General features: G+C 63.4%; 8 protein-coding genes and 1 tRNA gene. 4 read left to right on the top strand and 5 right to left on the bottom strand.

Going from position 1 to position 16,975, the window contains the following annotated elements; translation table 11 throughout:
- Positions 1-119 precede the first annotated feature (119 nt).
- The 4 genes from BV106_RS26235 to BV106_RS26220 all read right to left on the bottom strand — a co-directional run bounded on the left by BV106_RS26235 (position 120) and on the right by BV106_RS26220 (position 9,712).
- Positions 120-6,431 (bottom strand): AAA domain-containing protein, encoded by a 6,312-nt coding sequence (locus BV106_RS26235; protein WP_038169691.1) that lies wholly within the window; start codon positions 6,429-6,431, stop codon positions 120-122.
- A complete protein-coding gene (locus tag BV106_RS26230; protein WP_051946355.1) occupies positions 6,428-7,105 on the bottom strand; it encodes a 4Fe-4S single cluster domain-containing protein in 678 nt (225 codons plus the stop codon). The genes BV106_RS26235 and BV106_RS26230 overlap by 4 nt, the downstream gene beginning before the upstream one ends.
- Before the next feature lie 18 nt (positions 7,106-7,123).
- Entirely contained in the window at positions 7,124-8,956 is a 1,833-nt protein-coding gene (locus tag BV106_RS26225) for an AAA family ATPase (RefSeq protein WP_038169689.1), read from the bottom strand.
- A 165-nt stretch (positions 8,957-9,121) separates the two neighbouring features.
- Positions 9,122-9,712, bottom strand: coding sequence for a TetR/AcrR family transcriptional regulator (locus BV106_RS26220; RefSeq protein ID WP_038169687.1), 591 nt, complete (start codon positions 9,710-9,712; stop codon positions 9,122-9,124).
- Between the two features lie 160 nt (positions 9,713-9,872).
- On the opposite strand from BV106_RS26220, the gene BV106_RS26215 reads away from it, so the two are divergent.
- On the top strand, positions 9,873-10,781 hold the full coding sequence (locus BV106_RS26215; RefSeq protein ID WP_038169754.1) for a macrolide 2'-phosphotransferase: 909 nt from the start codon (positions 9,873-9,875) through the stop codon (positions 10,779-10,781).
- A gap of 37 nt (positions 10,782-10,818) precedes the next feature.
- Here BV106_RS26215 and BV106_RS26210 read toward each other — a convergent pair.
- Positions 10,819-10,909: transfer RNA gene (locus BV106_RS26210), tRNA-Ser, on the bottom strand.
- 542 nt (positions 10,910-11,451) lie between these two features.
- On the opposite strand from BV106_RS26210, the gene BV106_RS38870 reads away from it, so the two are divergent.
- The 3 genes from BV106_RS38870 to BV106_RS26200 all read left to right on the top strand — a co-directional run bounded on the left by BV106_RS38870 (position 11,452) and on the right by BV106_RS26200 (position 16,553).
- Positions 11,452-11,733: a hypothetical protein gene (locus BV106_RS38870; protein WP_265596081.1), complete on the top strand. Its 282-nt coding sequence runs from the start codon at positions 11,452-11,454 to the stop codon at positions 11,731-11,733.
- A 151-nt stretch (positions 11,734-11,884) separates the two neighbouring features.
- The gene (locus tag BV106_RS26205) at positions 11,885-12,970 is read left to right on the top strand and encodes a ribonucleotide-diphosphate reductase subunit beta (protein ID WP_009962734.1); all 1,086 of its coding nucleotides are present in this window, start codon (positions 11,885-11,887) and stop codon (positions 12,968-12,970) included.
- Positions 12,971-13,223: 253 nt separating this feature from the next.
- Positions 13,224-16,553, top strand: coding sequence for a ribonucleoside-diphosphate reductase subunit alpha (locus BV106_RS26200; protein ID WP_038169684.1), 3,330 nt, complete (start codon positions 13,224-13,226; stop codon positions 16,551-16,553).
- Positions 16,554-16,975 lie beyond the last annotated feature (422 nt).

Raw genomic sequence — 16,975 nt, 5'->3', positions numbered from 1 at the left:
AGAGGGAAAAGGGGAGTCAGTGGGCAGTAGGTGGGGCGGGAGTGGTGGAGAGGTGGAGCTGACGTTTGAAGTTTGAAGTTTGAAGTTTGAAGTTTGAAGTTTGAAGTTTGCGCCGCGGTCTAAGGAGCCAACGCTTGCTGGATGGCGGTGCTGAGGCGTTGCTGTTCTGAAAAGCGATCATGATACCAGCGGCGGGAACTGACCCTATGGAGGTGGGGGATGGAGCTGCGGAGGACGGAGGGACGCCAGAGCTCCCGGGCGCGGGCGGAGGCGAGCACGGGATGATGATGGGAGTCACACTCAATGCCGAGCCCAAACTGCCCTGTGGTGGGGTGGGTGATGGCGAAGTCCAGGCCGAAGGCATCGCCCTGGGCGGGGACGGGTTCGTGCCCCAACTGGCGGATGAACTCGCCGACCTCCTCCACAAAACGGGAGGCGGCGGCCCTTCTCTGGTGCTGGGGGAAGTGCGAGGCGTGCTGCCCGTTGACGGCATGCAGGAGCTGGCGGCTCTGCTCGAACTCGCCTGCATGCAGGCGCTCCGCATAGGCGAGCCAGCCCTGGAGGAAATCCCGCGGGGTGGAGGGCGGGCGGCGTCCGCCCTGGCCTGACCAGGTGCTGACCTCCCCCACGGGCATGGAAGTAATGAGCAGCACCTTCTCCCGCGCACGGGTGACGGCGACATTCAAGCGGCGCTCGCCGCCGTGCTGGCCCAGCACGCCGAAGTTCCGCCGGAAGGTGCCGCGATGATCCCGGCCGAAGGTGGTGGAGAAGATGATCCAGTCCCGCTCATCGCCCTGGACGTTCTCCAGGTTCTTCACGAAGAAGCCCATGTCCTCGCCGTTCTGGGTGCGGTTTAGCTCCTCGATCCATGCCGTGCGGAAGGCCTCATCCTGCTCGGCGAGCTCCTCCATCTCCTGCTCGATCAGCTCCGCCTGCTTGAGGTTAAAGGTGACAACACCGATGCTGGGCCGCTGCTCAGCGGGCTGACGCCAGATCTCCTGAAGGCGGAACACGACGCGGGCGGCCTCGTCTTCATTCGTCTGATCAAAGTACTCGCCCTCCACGCGATCCACCTCCACCGGCCGGACGCGGAGGATCTCGCTATCGGGGTGGCGGGCGGGGACGCTGAGGCGGTTCGCGTAGAACGCGGCGTTCGAGAAATCAATGAGCTGGCGGTAGCGCGAGCGGTAGTGGATCTCCAGCGTGGCGGTGGGCAGGAGGTTCTGCGCCAGGGTGAGGAGGTCCGGACAGTCCTTCACCTCGCGACGTCCCGCGGCCTGGGCGAGCCGCTCCCGCTCGAGGTCGTCCAGGCCCGCGTCATCAGCGGCCAGCCACGAGTCGGCGTCCTCCTCCTCATCCGACTCCAGGTGAGAGCCAAAGAAGCGCGAGGGCGGCATCTGTTTCTCATCCCCGCTGACCACCATGCGCCTGGCACGGAACAGGGCGGGGAGCGCGCTCTCCACCGGGAGCTGGGAGGCCTCGTCGAAGATGACCACATCAAACAAGCCGGGCCGCAGCGGGAAAAGGCGGCTGACCATTTCCGGGTTCATCATCCACACGGGCCGGAGGTGGAGCAGACCGAGGGGCTCGCCTCGCTCCACGACCTCCCTGAGGCGGCGGGCCCGCGGGCCGGTGAACATGACCACGTCATCCCAATGACTGCGGGGGGAGAGCGGGGCATCTGCCGCACACCGGCTGAGCAGGTGGCGGTTAGCCTCACGGAGCTCCTGGTCCTTCTGCCCCAGCAGGCGTACTTTTTCCTCGAACTCGTCGCTCTCGATCAATAGGGAGGGATGGGACTCTTCCAGTTGGCGCTTCCATTCCAGCAGGGCCTCGCGCTGGAGGGTGGCGGTGACCTGATCTGGGAGACGGGAGGGAGGCAGCGCAGACCAGGTGGCCTCCTTCTCGCGCAGCTTCGCGTACACCGCGAATGCCACCGGGCTGAACGACTGGGCCCGGGCGCGGAAGGTCTGAAACTCCGGCAGGGTGGGGAAGGCGGCGGCCAGTGGCTCCAGAGGCACGCTGCCTGGTGCATGAGTTTCGATTTCCTCTAACCGGGTGTCAATCCACTCCGGCATGAACCACGGGCGCAGCTGGTCCAGCCTGAGCTTGCTCTCGCGGTCCGCCGGCCACAGGGAGAGGCTGGCGTGGCAGGCGTCCAGGACCGAGGCGCAGAGGGCGGGGTCGCCCCCCTGCAGGAGGGTGCTGGCAGCGAGCTGGACAGGGCAGGACTGCACACGACGGGCGGCGGCGAGCACGAGCTGCATCTGCTCAATGAGGGGCCGGATCTGGCGCTGCATCACATGCAGAGGTGTCGCGCTGCCAGGCTCGACGAGGGCCAAGACCTCCAGCCATTGCGTCAGCATGGGCCGGTCCTGGCGCAGCTCGTTTTCCAGCTCGGCGGCCTGGTGGAGCGTGGTGAGATCCACGTTGTCCGGGTCCACCCCGGCCTGGGTGAGCCAGCGGTGCAGCTTGTTCCGCGCAAAGAAGCGGGTGGGGTTGAGCTTCTCCCAAAAGGAGGCGGGCGCAGCCAGGCGTGCGGCATCGCGGGAGAGCTGCCGCAGAGGCGCATCGCCGCGCTCAGCGAGCCTGGCGTAGAGCCTGGCATCCAGCGTCCAGCGGGTGAGCACGGCCAGCTTCTGGCTCAATCCCTCCAGCCAGGGGACGAGTTGATCTGCGGAAGAGGATGCGCCTGTGCCCCACTTGGCGAGATGGGCCGCCCACTGCGACAGGTGGCGGACGACGGGGGCGGGCAGGGCCCGCAGGGCAGCCTCATGCTCGGCAAGCCAGCTTTTCAACTGCTCCGGTGAATCGAGGCTGAAGAAGTGGTCGTGCTGACGCAGGAGGGCATGGCGGTGCCGTTCCGCCTGCTGAAAGGCCTCGAACGCCTGGCGAAACTCGATGAGCGTGGACTCGTTCGTACTGAAATAGCTCAGGTCATGCAGCGGGCTCTGCTCATACTGCGCCCTCAGCCACAGCGGTGTGAGCGGGGCCATCTCTGCGACCATCTGCCAGGCCCCGGCGTGATCGAGTTCGCGGAACAACGCACCAACGCCCGGATGGGAGGTGATGGGGGAGCGTTCGCTTTCGAGCTGGAGGAGCTCGTCCAGCACCTCGCGGTAGGAGAGGTGGCCGGGTCGGTCGGCGGGCCCCTCATGCAGGGCCAGATGGGCGCTGGTGAGCTCCCTCTCCAGCGAGTCAATGTGGCGGGACAGTCCTTCGCGTTCGCGCTGCAGGCGGGCGTTGTCGTTGGGGGAGTGGGCGGGCTGCTCCAGCTGGCCCCGCAGATCCTGTAAGGTGGGTCGCCGGTCGGAGGTGGTGTCCTTCAGGTAGAACAGACGCCCGCCCAGGCCCTCGGTATCCAGGCGCTTGCGGACGACTTCCAGCGCGGCCTGCTTCTGGCAGACGATGAGGACGCGCTCCCCGCGGCCGATGGCATCGCTCACGATATTGACGATGGTCTGGCTCTTCCCCGTGCCGGGAGGTCCCTGTACCAGCAGGCCGGGGCCGTGACGGGTGCGGAAGACGGCGCTCTGCTGCGAGGGATCTGACGCCGCGGTGAAGTAGCGGTCCAGCTCCGCAGGCAGAGTGGGCGGGGTCTCCGGAGCATCGGTAGTTTCACCCGCGCGGATTGCCGTCTCCAGGGCGGTGCCTTGCAAGGGGATGCCCTTCGAGATCTGGTCGATGTCCTGTGCGATGGTCTGGCCGGAGAAGTCACAATGAAATAACACCGCCGCTGCATGGAGCTGGATGGCGCCAGGGGTGCCAGTGACGGTGGCGGGCGGCAGCGGACACAAATCGGGGCCCGACTCCGTGGCGGGCGGCAGCGTGGCCAGTGGGCTGAACGCATCCAGCACGGCCTGGAGATCGAGGTGATCTCGCGCGCGGAGGTCATTCAGCATGTCCCGCCAGCTGGGGAAGGCGGGGCCGAGCAGCCCCTCCAGGGCCGGATTCGGGCGGATCTCGCGTTCTTCATCGAACCCGAGCTTCACCGTGCTACGCTGGCCGGCGGGCATGTCCAGCCGCACCGGCCAGAGCAGCACGGGGGCGATGCGGGGCTTGGCCGACTCTGAGGCGCGTGCGTCCCGCAACACAATGAAGGGGAAGCCGAGGTAGAGCGGATTGATGCCCGTGTCCCGGCGGTAGGAGAGGGCGTTCTGCGCGAGACGGCGCAGGCGCTTCTCGCGGAGCGGCTCCGCCAGCAGCGGGGTGGGATCCAGGCTGAGCGGCAGCTGGAGCCGGGTCAGCACGGCATCCAGCAGGGCGAGGGCCGGCCGCCCGGGGCCGCCGAGTTCCGTGAGATCCAGCCGGGCGGAGGTACGGCCGATGGTCATGCGGATCAGGCCGGTGACGAGCCGGCGGTGGAAGAAGTGCAGGATGTTCCGCACGTACTCCTGCCGGGCGGGCTCACGCCACTCCTCCTGGGGAATGGCCAGCAGCACGAGGGCCCGGGCGAGGGTGATGCGACGGTCCTGACGGAAGTCATCCGCCCATTGATCCGGGATCTGGCGGCCGCAGCGGGCGAAGTTTTGCAGCCGCTGATCCACGGCCTTGAGGATCTCCGCCCGGCTGTGTGCGAACCACGCGGCCATGGGTTCAGGAGTAAACGGAACCTGCGCACGATGGGCCTCCCGGCCTGCCTCCTTCCGCACATCCGACGCGGGGCGGAAATGGGCCTGGGATGCGGAGATGAGCAGGATGAGGTCCTCCTCCGTGGGGCTGCGGCGCTGGGCGAGGGAGATGAGGGCGGGGTGCTCTGCCTCCGGGTAGAGACGGCGCTGCTGGGCCCAGCGATTCTCCAGCATGGTCTGGGAGGTGGCCAGCATGGCGGCGGAGAGCTGGGTTTCATCGAACTCCACATCCAGCTCCCGCACCCGGGTCCGGAGGCGGTCGGCGCGCTCCTTTAACCGCACGAACCAAGTCTCGCGCCCCAGTTGTCGCAGGCGTTGGGGAAGGGGGCTGTCGAGCCACTGCCAGGCGGTGTCTGGGTGGGAGAGCAGCCAGTTCGGCGTGATGATCTCTCCGCGCAGGCAGAGGGGCAGGTGATCATTGAGCAGGAGCAGGGCCGCGCTCAAACGGGCGTCCTCCGGCAGCGTGGTCTCCGCCGCCACATCGCGTACCTGGGCGGCGCGGGTGAGATCGCGTTCACTCTTTCTTTCCTGCAACCACGTGGAAATCCGGCCGCTCAGGAGGAGGTCGCGGGCCTCCTCCCAATGGGCGGCCTCGACGGCGGCGAGGGCGAAACTCTCCGGCGCGGGCCAGGTGCGGCCCCCCAGGCTCAGGGTGACGCCGGAGGACGAGGCCTCATCGCCATGGTCGGAGTAGCCATGCGGGATGCCGCGCTCTCCCTGGAGCCAGCGCTCCACCTGGGGCCAGCCCCAGCGCTGGGAGGGATCCCGGGCGAGCAGCCCTTTCAGCAGTTCCTGCCAGTCCGGAGGCAGGTCGGCCGGCACCTGGAGGCCGCGCGTGACCAGGTGGAGCAGGAAGGCCCGCTCGTGTACGCCCTCGAACCCGCGGCCCTCGGTGAGCATCTCCAGCACCATGACGCCGAGGCTCCACCAGTCTGACGCGGGTGAGCAGGTGCCGGCGATGGTCTCCGGCGCGGCATAGCGGGTGGTCTGCCGGGACAGCGTGAGTTGCAGGTCGAACTCGCTGACGGTGGCGGTGCTGAAGTCTGCCAGCACCAGATCCAGCGGCTCCCGGCTCCGCACCAGCACATTGGCAGGTTTCAGATCCCGGTGAATGAGGTGGATCTGGGCCAGGGCGTGCAGGGCGGGGCCGAGCTGGGCAACGACATGCCGGACGAGCTCTGGACGGGCCTTCTCCTGCTGGGGGATGTCGCCCAGCGTGCCGTGCGGGTGGTATTCCCAGACTTCATACGCCCGATCCTCATGACGCCCGGAATCGAGCAGCCGCACTCCGTGGGCCGCGTCCAACGTGCGCAGCGCAGGGTACAAGGAAATTTCCGGCTCGATGCCGCGCCGGTAGTGCTTGAAGACGCCCGTGGTATCCGCCTGGGTGGCCAGACGCAGGTCAGACTCCCCGGAATGAACCGGAAGCTCCTCGCCGAGGGTCCAGCCATGAACGGTGATCGCCACGGTGTCGGGTGGGGCCGATGGCGAAGCGGCGGGGGTGATCGCGGGTTCCCCGCAATCCAGGCAAAGGAAGTCCCCCGGCTCCAGCGCGTGCCCGTTGCGGCACAGCAGTCCCGTGGAGGTGGTGCACGTGGCGGCAGTGCCAGAGGGGGAGGTGACTTCCGGGAACCCGGTGGTGATTTCCTCTGCCGCCGGGGGCTCCTCCCGCGCGGTGGCCGGTGGGGTGGGCAGGATGTCATACAGAGGCCAGCCGCAGTGGGCCTCGCTGAAACGTCCCTGACAGAGGAGTTCCTCAAGCGAGCGGTCAGTCTGGCAGCGGGGGCAGTGGCGAATCATGCGAATACAGGAACGGAAATGGAGGAGGGGCCTTCGAGGCTCCCGTCGGTAGCGGTGGAGGCGTAGCCTGCCTCTGCCAGCGTGCGCTGGATCAGCGCGAGGCTGCCGGGGTCGGGGATGCCGGCCATCCAGAGGGTGTCCCCTTCAAAACACACATCCAGGGCCTTCGGCAGGGCGTCGCGGAGGGCATGCTGCCACGCGGTGTAGCGCTCGTGGCCCAAGGGGGAGAGCAGGTGCAGGCGTTGATTGTCTGAACCCCGCCATGCCAGCGTCTGCGGGGCTGAGCGGATGAAGGGATCACTGATGACGGCGTCTGCCAGGCCGGGCCAGTTGCTGAGGTGAGGGGCGATCTTTTCCCAGGGCTGGCCGGAGTAGATAAGGATGTCCTTGCCCGGGCCGATCTCGCGGCGCAGGGCCTCCAGCAGGGCCTGCAGGGCGTCCACCTGCTCAAAGTGTTCGCCTCCAGAGAGAGTGATGCCATCGGCCTCGGTCAGCCAGGGCGCGACCGTGCGCATGACCTCCGCCACCGTGGTCTCGCCCTGCCCGTGCGCCCAGGTATCCACACTGATGCAGCCCGGGCAGTGCAGGCTGCAGCCCTGGAACCAGATGCCCACGCGGCACCCGGGACCGAGCGTGGTCACGGGGAAGTGCAGACGGCTGAGGAAGAGGCGCATGAGGGCGGGCGGGGGAGATTAGAACGTGGCTTGCAGGGTCGTCGCTGCACCGCGTTGCAATCCCGTGATGCGCAGGGCGGCACCCGCGGGCACGTTTTCATCAAACAAGAGGCGGGCAAGGGGATTCACGAAGTGCACCTCCAGTTGATTGCGAATGCCGCGACCGCCGTTGGAGAGATCCCCCAGGCACAGGGCCTGCAAGGCTGCTCTGGCCTCGCTGGTGATCGTGACGCTTACGCCCTGGGATTGCTGAGCCTTTAGAGTCAGCCCATCGAGCATGGAATCAAAGATCTCCACCGCCACCTCGTCGCGGACGAAGTCGAAGACCATGATGTTCTCCCCCAGGCGGTTCAGGATCTCGGGGCGTCCCAGGGTGAGCTTGAAGTGCCGGGCGATCTCCTCCTTCACCTTGGCCTGGACGGTCTCATAGGGTTCGTCCGGCAGGACATTGGGCACCCGCTCGCCGTGGGCGTCCAGACGGTAGATGCCCAGGTTCGAGGTGAATACTAGAAATGCCTCTGAGAAGTACACCCGCTCTCCGCGCCCGGAGGTCAGGACGCCGTCGTCCAGCACCTGGAGGAACTTGTCCAGGATGCGGGGGTGGGCTTTTTCTATTTCATCGAACAGGACCACGCTGAAGGGCTTCTGCCGTACGGCATTGGTCAGCTCGCCACCCACATCATAGCCCACGTAGCCGGGCGGTGCGCCGATCAGCCGCTGGTCACTGTGCTCGGCGGAGAACTCGCTCATATCAAAGCGGATGCAGGCAGACTCATCGCCGAAGAGCAGCTCGGTGATCGTCTTGGCCAGCTCCGTCTTGCCCACGCCGGTGGGCCCGGCCAGGAAGGCGACCCCGCGGGGGCGTCCGCCGCCGCCTTCCTTGGCCCCCAGGCCGGACACGGCCCGCTTCACCAGATCCAACATGTGAGTCACGGCGTGGGCCTGCCCTTTGACCCGGCGGTGGATCAACTCGCCGGCCTGGCTGAGTTTTTCACGGTTCACCCGCTTCCACGGGTCCTCGGTGACGCCCAGCTTGTAGCGTCGCACGCCTTCCCCGATGTCTGCGAGCGTGAGCCCCTCGCCCCGGCAGAGCTGGGCAATACCCACCAGGTCACTGACCCAGAGGCCCTCGGTCGATTCCACAAAGAGATTCACCATCCGCGGTACCTGGTCGGCGGCCAGATCGCCCCGCAGCGTGTTCGCCAGATTCTCCACCACCAGACGGCGCACCGAGTGATCGGGTGTCGGCACTGGGATGTGCCGCATCTTCGGATTCCCCAGGAGGAACCAGTCTGGGAGGTCGCCCTCCTTGTCCACGATCCAGACCACGGGGTTGAAGAACGGCCTGCCCTCCGGGCCCAGCGGTCGAGGCAGGATCTGATGAGAGAGCACCAGCGCCCGGGTGAAGCCGCGCTGCTCCGCCTCGGAGGGCAAGTCAGCCCGAATGAGCAGGCGCGAGGCGAAATCGGCAAAGAGTACGATGGGCTCCCCGGGATGCCGCACGATGACCTCCAGCAGGTCAAAGAAGCGCTCCGGCGTGGCGGCTGCGCGGCCATTCTCCGCCCAGGTGAGGCCCAGGAGCTTCGCAAAGAACTCCCGCTCTGCCAGCGGATCCAGGCCGGGGATCATCGGCACCGAGAAGCCTTGGGCGGGATCGTAGGTCAGGAAATGCGCCATGCCCTCCCGCTGCAACTCCATGCCCAGGCAGGAAACCAGCGGTAACGGTGCCACCAGCCCCGGCTGCAGTTCCACCGGGTACAGGTCCCGCACATTCCCAGAGAGCACAAACTGGCTCCGCAGTGGGAGAAAGCGGATCAAATCACGAAGCCAGCGGGGTTGGATTTTTGGCATCCGACATCATAAAAAGAGGGGAGGCGGGGTGCAACGGAAGACGTGGGGGCGACACAAGACTTGAAGACGCAAGACCTGAGGCGCTGGGTGGGCTTCTACCTTGAAGACATGGCGGAGAGCAAGGGAGACGGGGGGCCCAGGCCTGCACTTGGGAGCTGCCCAGCTTCAATGTGATGGCAGACCGGGGCTGAAAATCTCCTTCGGAAAGAGCAGGACAAGTGTCTGGCGTAAACTTTCGAGCACATAGGCGTCAAGCCGCCCTTCACGGTTAAGCAGCCATTGCATGGTGGCTCCGGCTAACATCGCCTGCAGGAGGCGCGATGCCGCCTTGGATTCGTCCGGAAGACCCTTCGGGAATCGGGCCTGAATTTCCGCTTCCACATACGCATTGCGCCTCTGGGCCAACTCTCTCAAGAGAGGATCTTGAGCCTCATGCCAGGCTATCTGAAGATGAACCTCGTAGCTGTCGCCAGGGCCGAATATCTTGCATAGTTCTTGGATGAAGATCCACAGCCCTTGTGGCCCTGTTATGACGGGTAGTTTTTCGAAAAACTCCTTCGTCACTTTCACGGAGCGTTCCAGGGCGCACCGGAGCAAAGTGTCGCGGTTTTCAAAGCGTTGGATCAGCGCAGCACGAGAGATGCCCACCTCCTTGGCGACGTCGTTCAGCGTTAAGGAAGATGGCCCCCGCCGTTTTAAGACGACTCTCGTCGCATCCAGAATGGCTTCGTCAGTATGCAGTTTGGGCCGGGGCATTGGGAATATTTTGAAGGGGTGTTTCGCGCATTCTGGGAATCCGATTCCTGGCAGGTTTAAGGGATATACAGGAGGATGCAGACCGGGGAAGGGCACGATTTCGAAATCCAGTTGAATGTAACCGACGTGACGGTTATATTCAATGAGCCTCCAATTTTGTATGAACCTATCTCCAACTTCTGCCTCTGAACGCGATCTCGTTTCTGCTTTGGCGCTGCGACACGGGCTTGAGCTCTCGGCCAATCTGGACATCAACGAGCTAGGTCTTGATTTTCGTGTCGTGACGACCGCCGATCGTTCCGGCACGCCTTGGGTGCTGAGAATACCTCGGAGAGCAGATGTTATCAAAAAAATCCACCGCGAATCAAGGACTCTGGAGCTGTTGAGAAGGCAAGTGCCGTTTGCCGTTCCCGATTGGCGCATCGTGTCCGACGAACTCGTGGCCTATCCCCGGCTAAACGATCCCACAGCGATCCATATTGAAGCATCCTCTGGTGAGGTGATCTGGAATATCGACCGGAACACGGATGGATTTGTCGCTTCGCTTGGCAGTGCGTTGGCGGCGTTGCATCAGATTCCTGCGGAGCAAGCCGTCCAAGCCGGATTAAAGAACTCGTCCCCCGACGACCTACGCAGGCAAGTGGCCCGCGATATTGAGGTGGTGAACGGTTCGTTTGGCATTGATCCAGGCTTGAAACAACGCTGGGCAGACTGGCTGAACGACGACACCTCATGGCCGGACTTCACGGTGGTTGTTCATGGGGATCTTTATGCAGGCCACCTGCTCGTCAATTCCCAGGATGCGGTCACCGGGATGATCGACTGGACCGAGGCCGAAATAAGTGATCCCTCGATCGACTTCACCTCCCACCTGCTCCTGTTTGGTGAAGGAGGCTTGGAGGGTCTCATTCACCACTACGAAACAGCAGGCGGTAGAATCTGGCCCCGCATGGCGCATCATACAAAAGAACGCCTTTCGTTGACCCCAATTAGATATGCCTTGTTCGCGCTAGAAAGCGGTGAGCAGGTTCACATGGATGCCGCCAGGGCTCAGCTTCTTCCGCCGTGAGGGCTTGCTGGCTTGCTGTTAAGCGATTGAAGAACCATGGCGGAAGGGGAGGGATTCGAACCCTCGGTAGCTTTTGGCTACGCACGATTTCGAGTCGTGTGCCTTAAACCGGGCTCAGCCACCCTTCCGTTTTTGGTCTTAATTTCCCGTGCCTTTTTGGGGTCGGGAGGAGAGGTTTATCATGAGGGGAGGGGGAGTGCAACTGAGAGTTTGAAGTTTGAAGTTTTCAGTTTTCAGAAGGGGAGTTGCTGCGCGGGGGCGGGAAGACGGAAGAGTTGAGATTTGAAGAGGGAGGTGGGTGGGGTTGGGCGTGCTTTGGAGGTTTGGGGGCGCCGGTGCCGATTGCCAATCTGCGCTACGAGGTGGTTTGGGAGTTGTGCCTTTACGTCAAGATTGTGGAAGAACCGTCTCGGTTCTTGTTCTCCAGATCTCCCAGCGGGGGCAAGAGCCGAGACGGCTCTTCTACCTTGCACTTAAGTGACGCCTGCCGGGAAGCTTAAAGGAGGCGGGGGGGCCCTAGCCCCGCTGGGGAGCGGGGAGGGTAGGGGCGGGGCTGGACGACTAATCTCCGCTACTGGAGGCGTGTTAAGCATCCGCTACCGGTTGATGATCAACGGCGAAGTTTGGTTTGAGGTGGTTGGTTTCACCTTGGGACCCCGAATTTGTGTCGATGGACCCGACTAGCAGAGGTGCTCCGGGGCGCGTCCGAGGATTTTCGGGCTACCACCTACCGCTTTTGGGGCACCAAAAAATCCGCGCTCAGGTGCAGGAACAATGCCGCTGGGGAGAGCAAATTTCCGAACGCAAAAGCTTAGTTTTCCATAATTTCGCTCAATCTGAGATGCTTGGAAAAGTTGGTACTTTGGAAGCGGGACTGAAAAATTTCGATGGAAACGAATGGGGGTTTTTACTTGAAAACTTTTTTAAGTACGCAGATCCGGCCAAATACTAGGGAAGACGGCTTTTGCCCCGCCTGTAGTGGCCAAAACTCTGGACCGGCACAACATATTGTGTTCTACTTGTGCCCCACGACACGACTCTCGACGCTCGGTTCTGGCTCAACTCCCTCTCCCTCAAGCAGATCTCTCCTTCCGTCTCCCAACATGGAAAAAACATTTCAAATTGGCAACCGCACCTTCGTCTTGGATCAGGACAAAGCTGAGGCCGCCTTTCATGCGAAGCGCGTCATCAATGGGCGTCAGACCATGACGTTCAATCTCCTCCCCCTTAAGTACCAGTGGGCCTATGACCTGTACCGGGTCATGAAGGCGAACCACTGGGAGCCGGAGGACATCCAGATGCAGAAGGACGTGGAGCAGTGGCGCTCTGTGGACCAGGTGGCAGAGGTGGAGCGCTGGATCATCATGATGGGCATCGGCTACTTTTCCGCCGCAGAAGGCATCGTGGGGGACAACATCCAGCACGTGGTGCGGGAACTGGTGACCGCCCCGGAGCTGAAGCTGGTGCTGGGTCGCCACGCCCATGAGGAGAACATCCACGCGGATTCCCTGCTATATATGATCTCCTCCCTGGGGATCAACCCGCATGAGTGCGAGGCGATGTTTGAGGACATCCCGACGATCGTGAAGAAGAACGCGTTCGTGACGCGCTCCTCCAATGCGCTGCGTCGCGACCTGGATCTGACGCAGATCGAGAACAAGCGTCTCCTGGCGAAGAACATCTTTGTCTTTGGCCAGTGCATGGAGGGGACCCAGTTCTACGGGCTCTTTGGCATGATCCTGAGCCTTTACCGTCAGGGCAAGTTCCCGGGGATCGGCACCATGTTCCGCTACACCCTGCGGGACGAGAGCAACCACATCAAGGTCTTCCGGAACCTGTTCATGGACCTCATTGACGAGAATCCAGAGATCTGGACGCCAGAGTTCCGTGAGGAGCTGGTCGAGCTGATGAAGGAGGCCGTGGCGCTGGAGAAGGAATTCATCCGCGACTGCCTCCCTGTGGCCGCCGTGGGCCTGACGGCTGGGGAGTTTGAGCTGTACATCGACTTCATCGCGGATCGCCGTCTGGCGAGCGTGGGGCTGCCGGCGCTCACCCCGGGCATCGTGAATCCGCTGCCCTGGCTGGCGGAGATGCAGGACATCCGCAAGGAGCAGAACTTCTTTGAGGGCACCGTGACGGACTACCAGAAGGCTTCCTCCCTGCACACGGGATCCGACGACGACCTCTAAGACGACAACGACTCCAATTTCATCTCTTTAGCCCCGGCTCCGGGGCTTCCTCCCACCACCACCTGCTGCGCTGCGCCCGTCCCCCTTCGGCGCGGCCCCCCGTACTACTACTAGAGGCGCGAACGAAAGATCGAGTCCGGCTTGCGCCGCTCCCGACCCCCGCTAGACTTCGCGCCCCTTTTCCGGCCCCCACAACGCATCAGACTCCCAAAAAGCCCCCCTTCAGCGATCCATCCTCAACCTAAGGCTCAACATGATCTCGACCCACCATTTCCAGGAAGACCTAGAGTTGAAACGACTTGCCACCAAGTCGAAGAGCGAAAAGCCCAGTTTCGACTGGCGAAATGTGGCCCTTGGCGAAAACGCGAACGGCGCGGCGACTCTGAAGGTGCGGGTGCGGGGCGAGCATCGTGACTTTGACCTGGCGGAAATCGCAGAGACGATCGGTGGGGCCCTGACGGATCTGCTCCTCTCCCGCAATCAGGAGGAGACCGACATCTTCACCCCGGCCAACCAGAAGCGGGTGAAGGCTTTCAGTCTGCAGGTGGCGCAGGAACTGCACGAGCGTGCCAAGCGTAATGCAGAGAAGGTGGGGGATGAGCTCCTGTCGCTCACGGCGCAGGAGATCTACCATGCCATCGAGCACGTGCTGGTGAAGCAGAACGCGCACGATGTGGCACGCAGCGTCATTGCCCGCCGTCAGCGTCTCGAAAGCATGTCCGACACGGAAGCCAACGCCCCGGTGGGCCTGCTGGTCCCCACGAAGATCATCCGCCGCAACGGGCAGGTGGTTTCGTGGAACCCCAACAAGATCGAGCTGGCCGTGAGCAAGGCGTTTGTGTCCGTGGAGATGGGCACCACGCATGCCAAGGCGGTGGCGGAGGCGCTCACGCAGCAGATGATCGAGGAAGCCAAGCAGTTCATCCACATCGAGCAGGTGCAGGACCTGGTGGAAGAGCAGCTCATGCGGCAGGGCCACTTCAAGGCAGCCAAGGCCTACATGCTCTACCGTGCGCTGCGCGCGGACTCCCGGGAACGGGATGCCAAGTCGGCGGCTGACATTTCCGCACCGGAACTGCCGGTGGATGACGGCCAGCAGGAGATGATCATGGTGCGCATCTCGGACAAGGAAACCATCCTCTGGGATGGCCTGGATCTGCAGCGGCGCATCGACTTTGCCATGATGGGACTGGACCTCTGCATCAATCGTGCAGAGATCGAATCCTCCCTGCGCCGCTCTCTGGCCACGGACATCTCGCTGGATCACCTGAAGCAGACCATCATCCTGAACGCCAAGGCCCTCATGGCCAGGGATGCGGACTTTGCCCGCTTCGCCGCGCGCATCCTGCTGAGCTACATTTATGAAGAAGTGCTGGGCTGGGACATCGTGCGCGATGGCATCGGCTCCCTGCAGGCCTTCCACCGCCGGGCCTTCCGCCGCAATCTGCAGCGCGGGGTGGAGATCGACCGCATCAACGCCAAACTGCTGGACTTCGATCTGGACAAGCTGGCCGATGCGCTGGACCCCGCTGCGGACATGGACTTCGACTACCTGGGCATCCACACCCTGTATGACCGATACCTGATCATCGACAAGAAGACGAAGCCCGCGAAGCGTCTGGAGACGCCGCAGCTCTTCTGGATGCGTGTGGCCATGGGCCTCTTCGTGCGGGATGAAGATCCCACGGAGAAGGTGATCGCCCTGTACCGCATGTACAAGAGCCGCCGCTTCTGCTCCAGCACGCCGACGCTCTTCAACAGCGGCACGCTGCACTCCCAGCTCTCCTCCTGCTACCTGTACAAGGTGGATGACAACATTGAGTCCATCATGATCCGCGGCATCGCGGAGAACGCCTTCCTCAGCAAGTGGGCGGGCGGTCTGGGTGGCTCCTGGACGGCCGTGCGTGGCACGGGTAGCTACATCAAGGGCACCAACGGCGAGAGCCAGGGTGTGATTCCCTTCCTGAAGCTGCACAATGACCAGCTCGTGGCGGTGAACCAGGGCGGGAAGCGCCGCGGCTCCGGCTGTGCGTACCTCGAGACCTGGCACAACGACATCGTCGATTTCCTCGACCTCCGCAAGAACGTGGGCGACGAGCGCCGCCGCACGCATGACATGAACACGGCCAACTGGGTGCCTGATCTTTTCATGAAACGCATGGAGGCGCGCGCTCACTGGACGCTCTTCCGCGCCAACGAGACGCCGGATCTTCACGAGCTCTATGGCCAGGCGTTTGAGAAACGCTACCTGGAGTACGAGGCACTGGCCGCTGAAGGCAAGGTGCTGGGCAAGCAGATCCCGGCGATCGATCTCTGGAAGTCCATGCTCAAGGCGATCTTTGAGACCGGGCACCCCTGGATCACCTTCAAGGATCCGTGCAACGTGCGCAGCCCGCAGGACCATGCCGGCGTCATCCACAGCAGCAACCTCTGCACGGAGATCACGCTGAACACGAGCAAGGATGAGACGGCTGTCTGCAACCTGGGCTCTGTGATCCTGGAAAACCACCTCGATGAGGCGGGCAACATTGATCACACCAAGCTGCGCGAGACTGTGCGCATGGCGGTGCGGGCGCTGGACAACGTCATCGACATCAACTTCTACCCGACGGATGCGGCGAAGACGGCGAACACCCGCCATCGCCCGATCGGTCTGGGCGTGATGGGCCTGCAGTACGCGCTCTATCGCAAGGGGCTGCCCTTTGCGTCCAAGGAGGCTGTGGACTTCAACGACGAGGTCATGGAAGCCGTCTCCTACTACGCCTATGAGGCCAGCAGCGATCTCGCTGCGGAGCTGGGCAAGTACTCCACCTACCAGGGCAGCAAGTGGTCCCGCGGCCTGCTTCCGCAGGACACGGTGGACCTGCTCGAGAAAGAGCGCGGCGAGCCGGTGGAAGTGGTTCGAGGAGGCAAGATGGACTGGACCCCGGTGCGGGAGAAGATCGCGAAGCAGGGCATGCGCAACAGCAACGTCCTGGCGATCGCCCCCACGGCGACCATCTCCAACATCATGGGCAGCAGCCCGTGCATCGAGCCGCTCTTCACGAACAACTTCACGAAGAGCAACCTGGGTGGCAACTATGTGGTGCTGAACCCGTACCTGGTGAAGGATCTGAAGAAGCGCGACCTCTGGACCAATGAGGTGGCGGAACGCCTGAAGTATTTCGACGGTGAACTGGCCGCCATGGACGAGATTCCCGCGGATCTGAAGCGCAAGTATGCCACGGCGTTCAGCGTGGACTGGGCCTATGTGCTGGATGCAGCCGCCCGTCGCCAGAAGTGGATCGACCAAAGCCAGTCAGTGAACCTCTGGTGCCCGGACACGGACATGCGGACCCTGAGCCACATGTACCGCGCCGCCTGGCGCAAGGGGCTGAAGACCACCTATTATCTCCGCACGAAGGGCGCGAGCTCCATCGAGGGCTCCACCACCCAGGTGCAGACGGACATCCGCGGCGTGGTCGCCCAGACGGCCGCTGCGGCAGCCGACAAGGCCAAGGTGGATGCGGATGAGTACAAGCAGTTCCTCGCCGAGGCCCGTCGGAAGGCGCAGGCGGGTGAGGATTGCGAGATGTGCCAGTAGGCCGCGAAGCGGCCAGTGGCCAGACGCAAGACTGGAAGACACAAGACGCAAGACGCAAGACTTGAAACTGAGACGGGAGACGGAGATCGTCTCCCGTTTTTTTGTGGGTGGGTTGGGGAGACGTCCGGGGCCGGAGACTCCGCCTCCTTTACCGGCTGGCGGATGTTTTTAGGAGGGAGGAGGTTGTTGCGGCGGGCGAAAGCGGCGTCGAGCCGCACGCACTCCAAGACACTGGCGTGTGGTTGGATGAGCCAACGCGGTGAGATGGACAGGAGTCGATGGGCGTTCCTTGTTCCCAGCGCCTGCAACGTCGCGAAGCGCCTTGGAGTGCGTGCGGCTCGACGCCGCTTTGGTGGATCTTGTGATGGGCTCGAACCTGAGACGGTTGAGCAGGGGAGATGTTGAAGGTAGTGCAGAGCTTT

Source organism: Verrucomicrobium sp. BvORR106 (assembly GCF_000739655.1).
Taxonomy (GTDB): domain Bacteria; phylum Verrucomicrobiota; class Verrucomicrobiia; order Verrucomicrobiales; family Verrucomicrobiaceae; genus Verrucomicrobium.
Note: the sequence above shows the minus strand (reverse complement) of the source record. Positions and strands in the feature narration are given on the sequence as shown.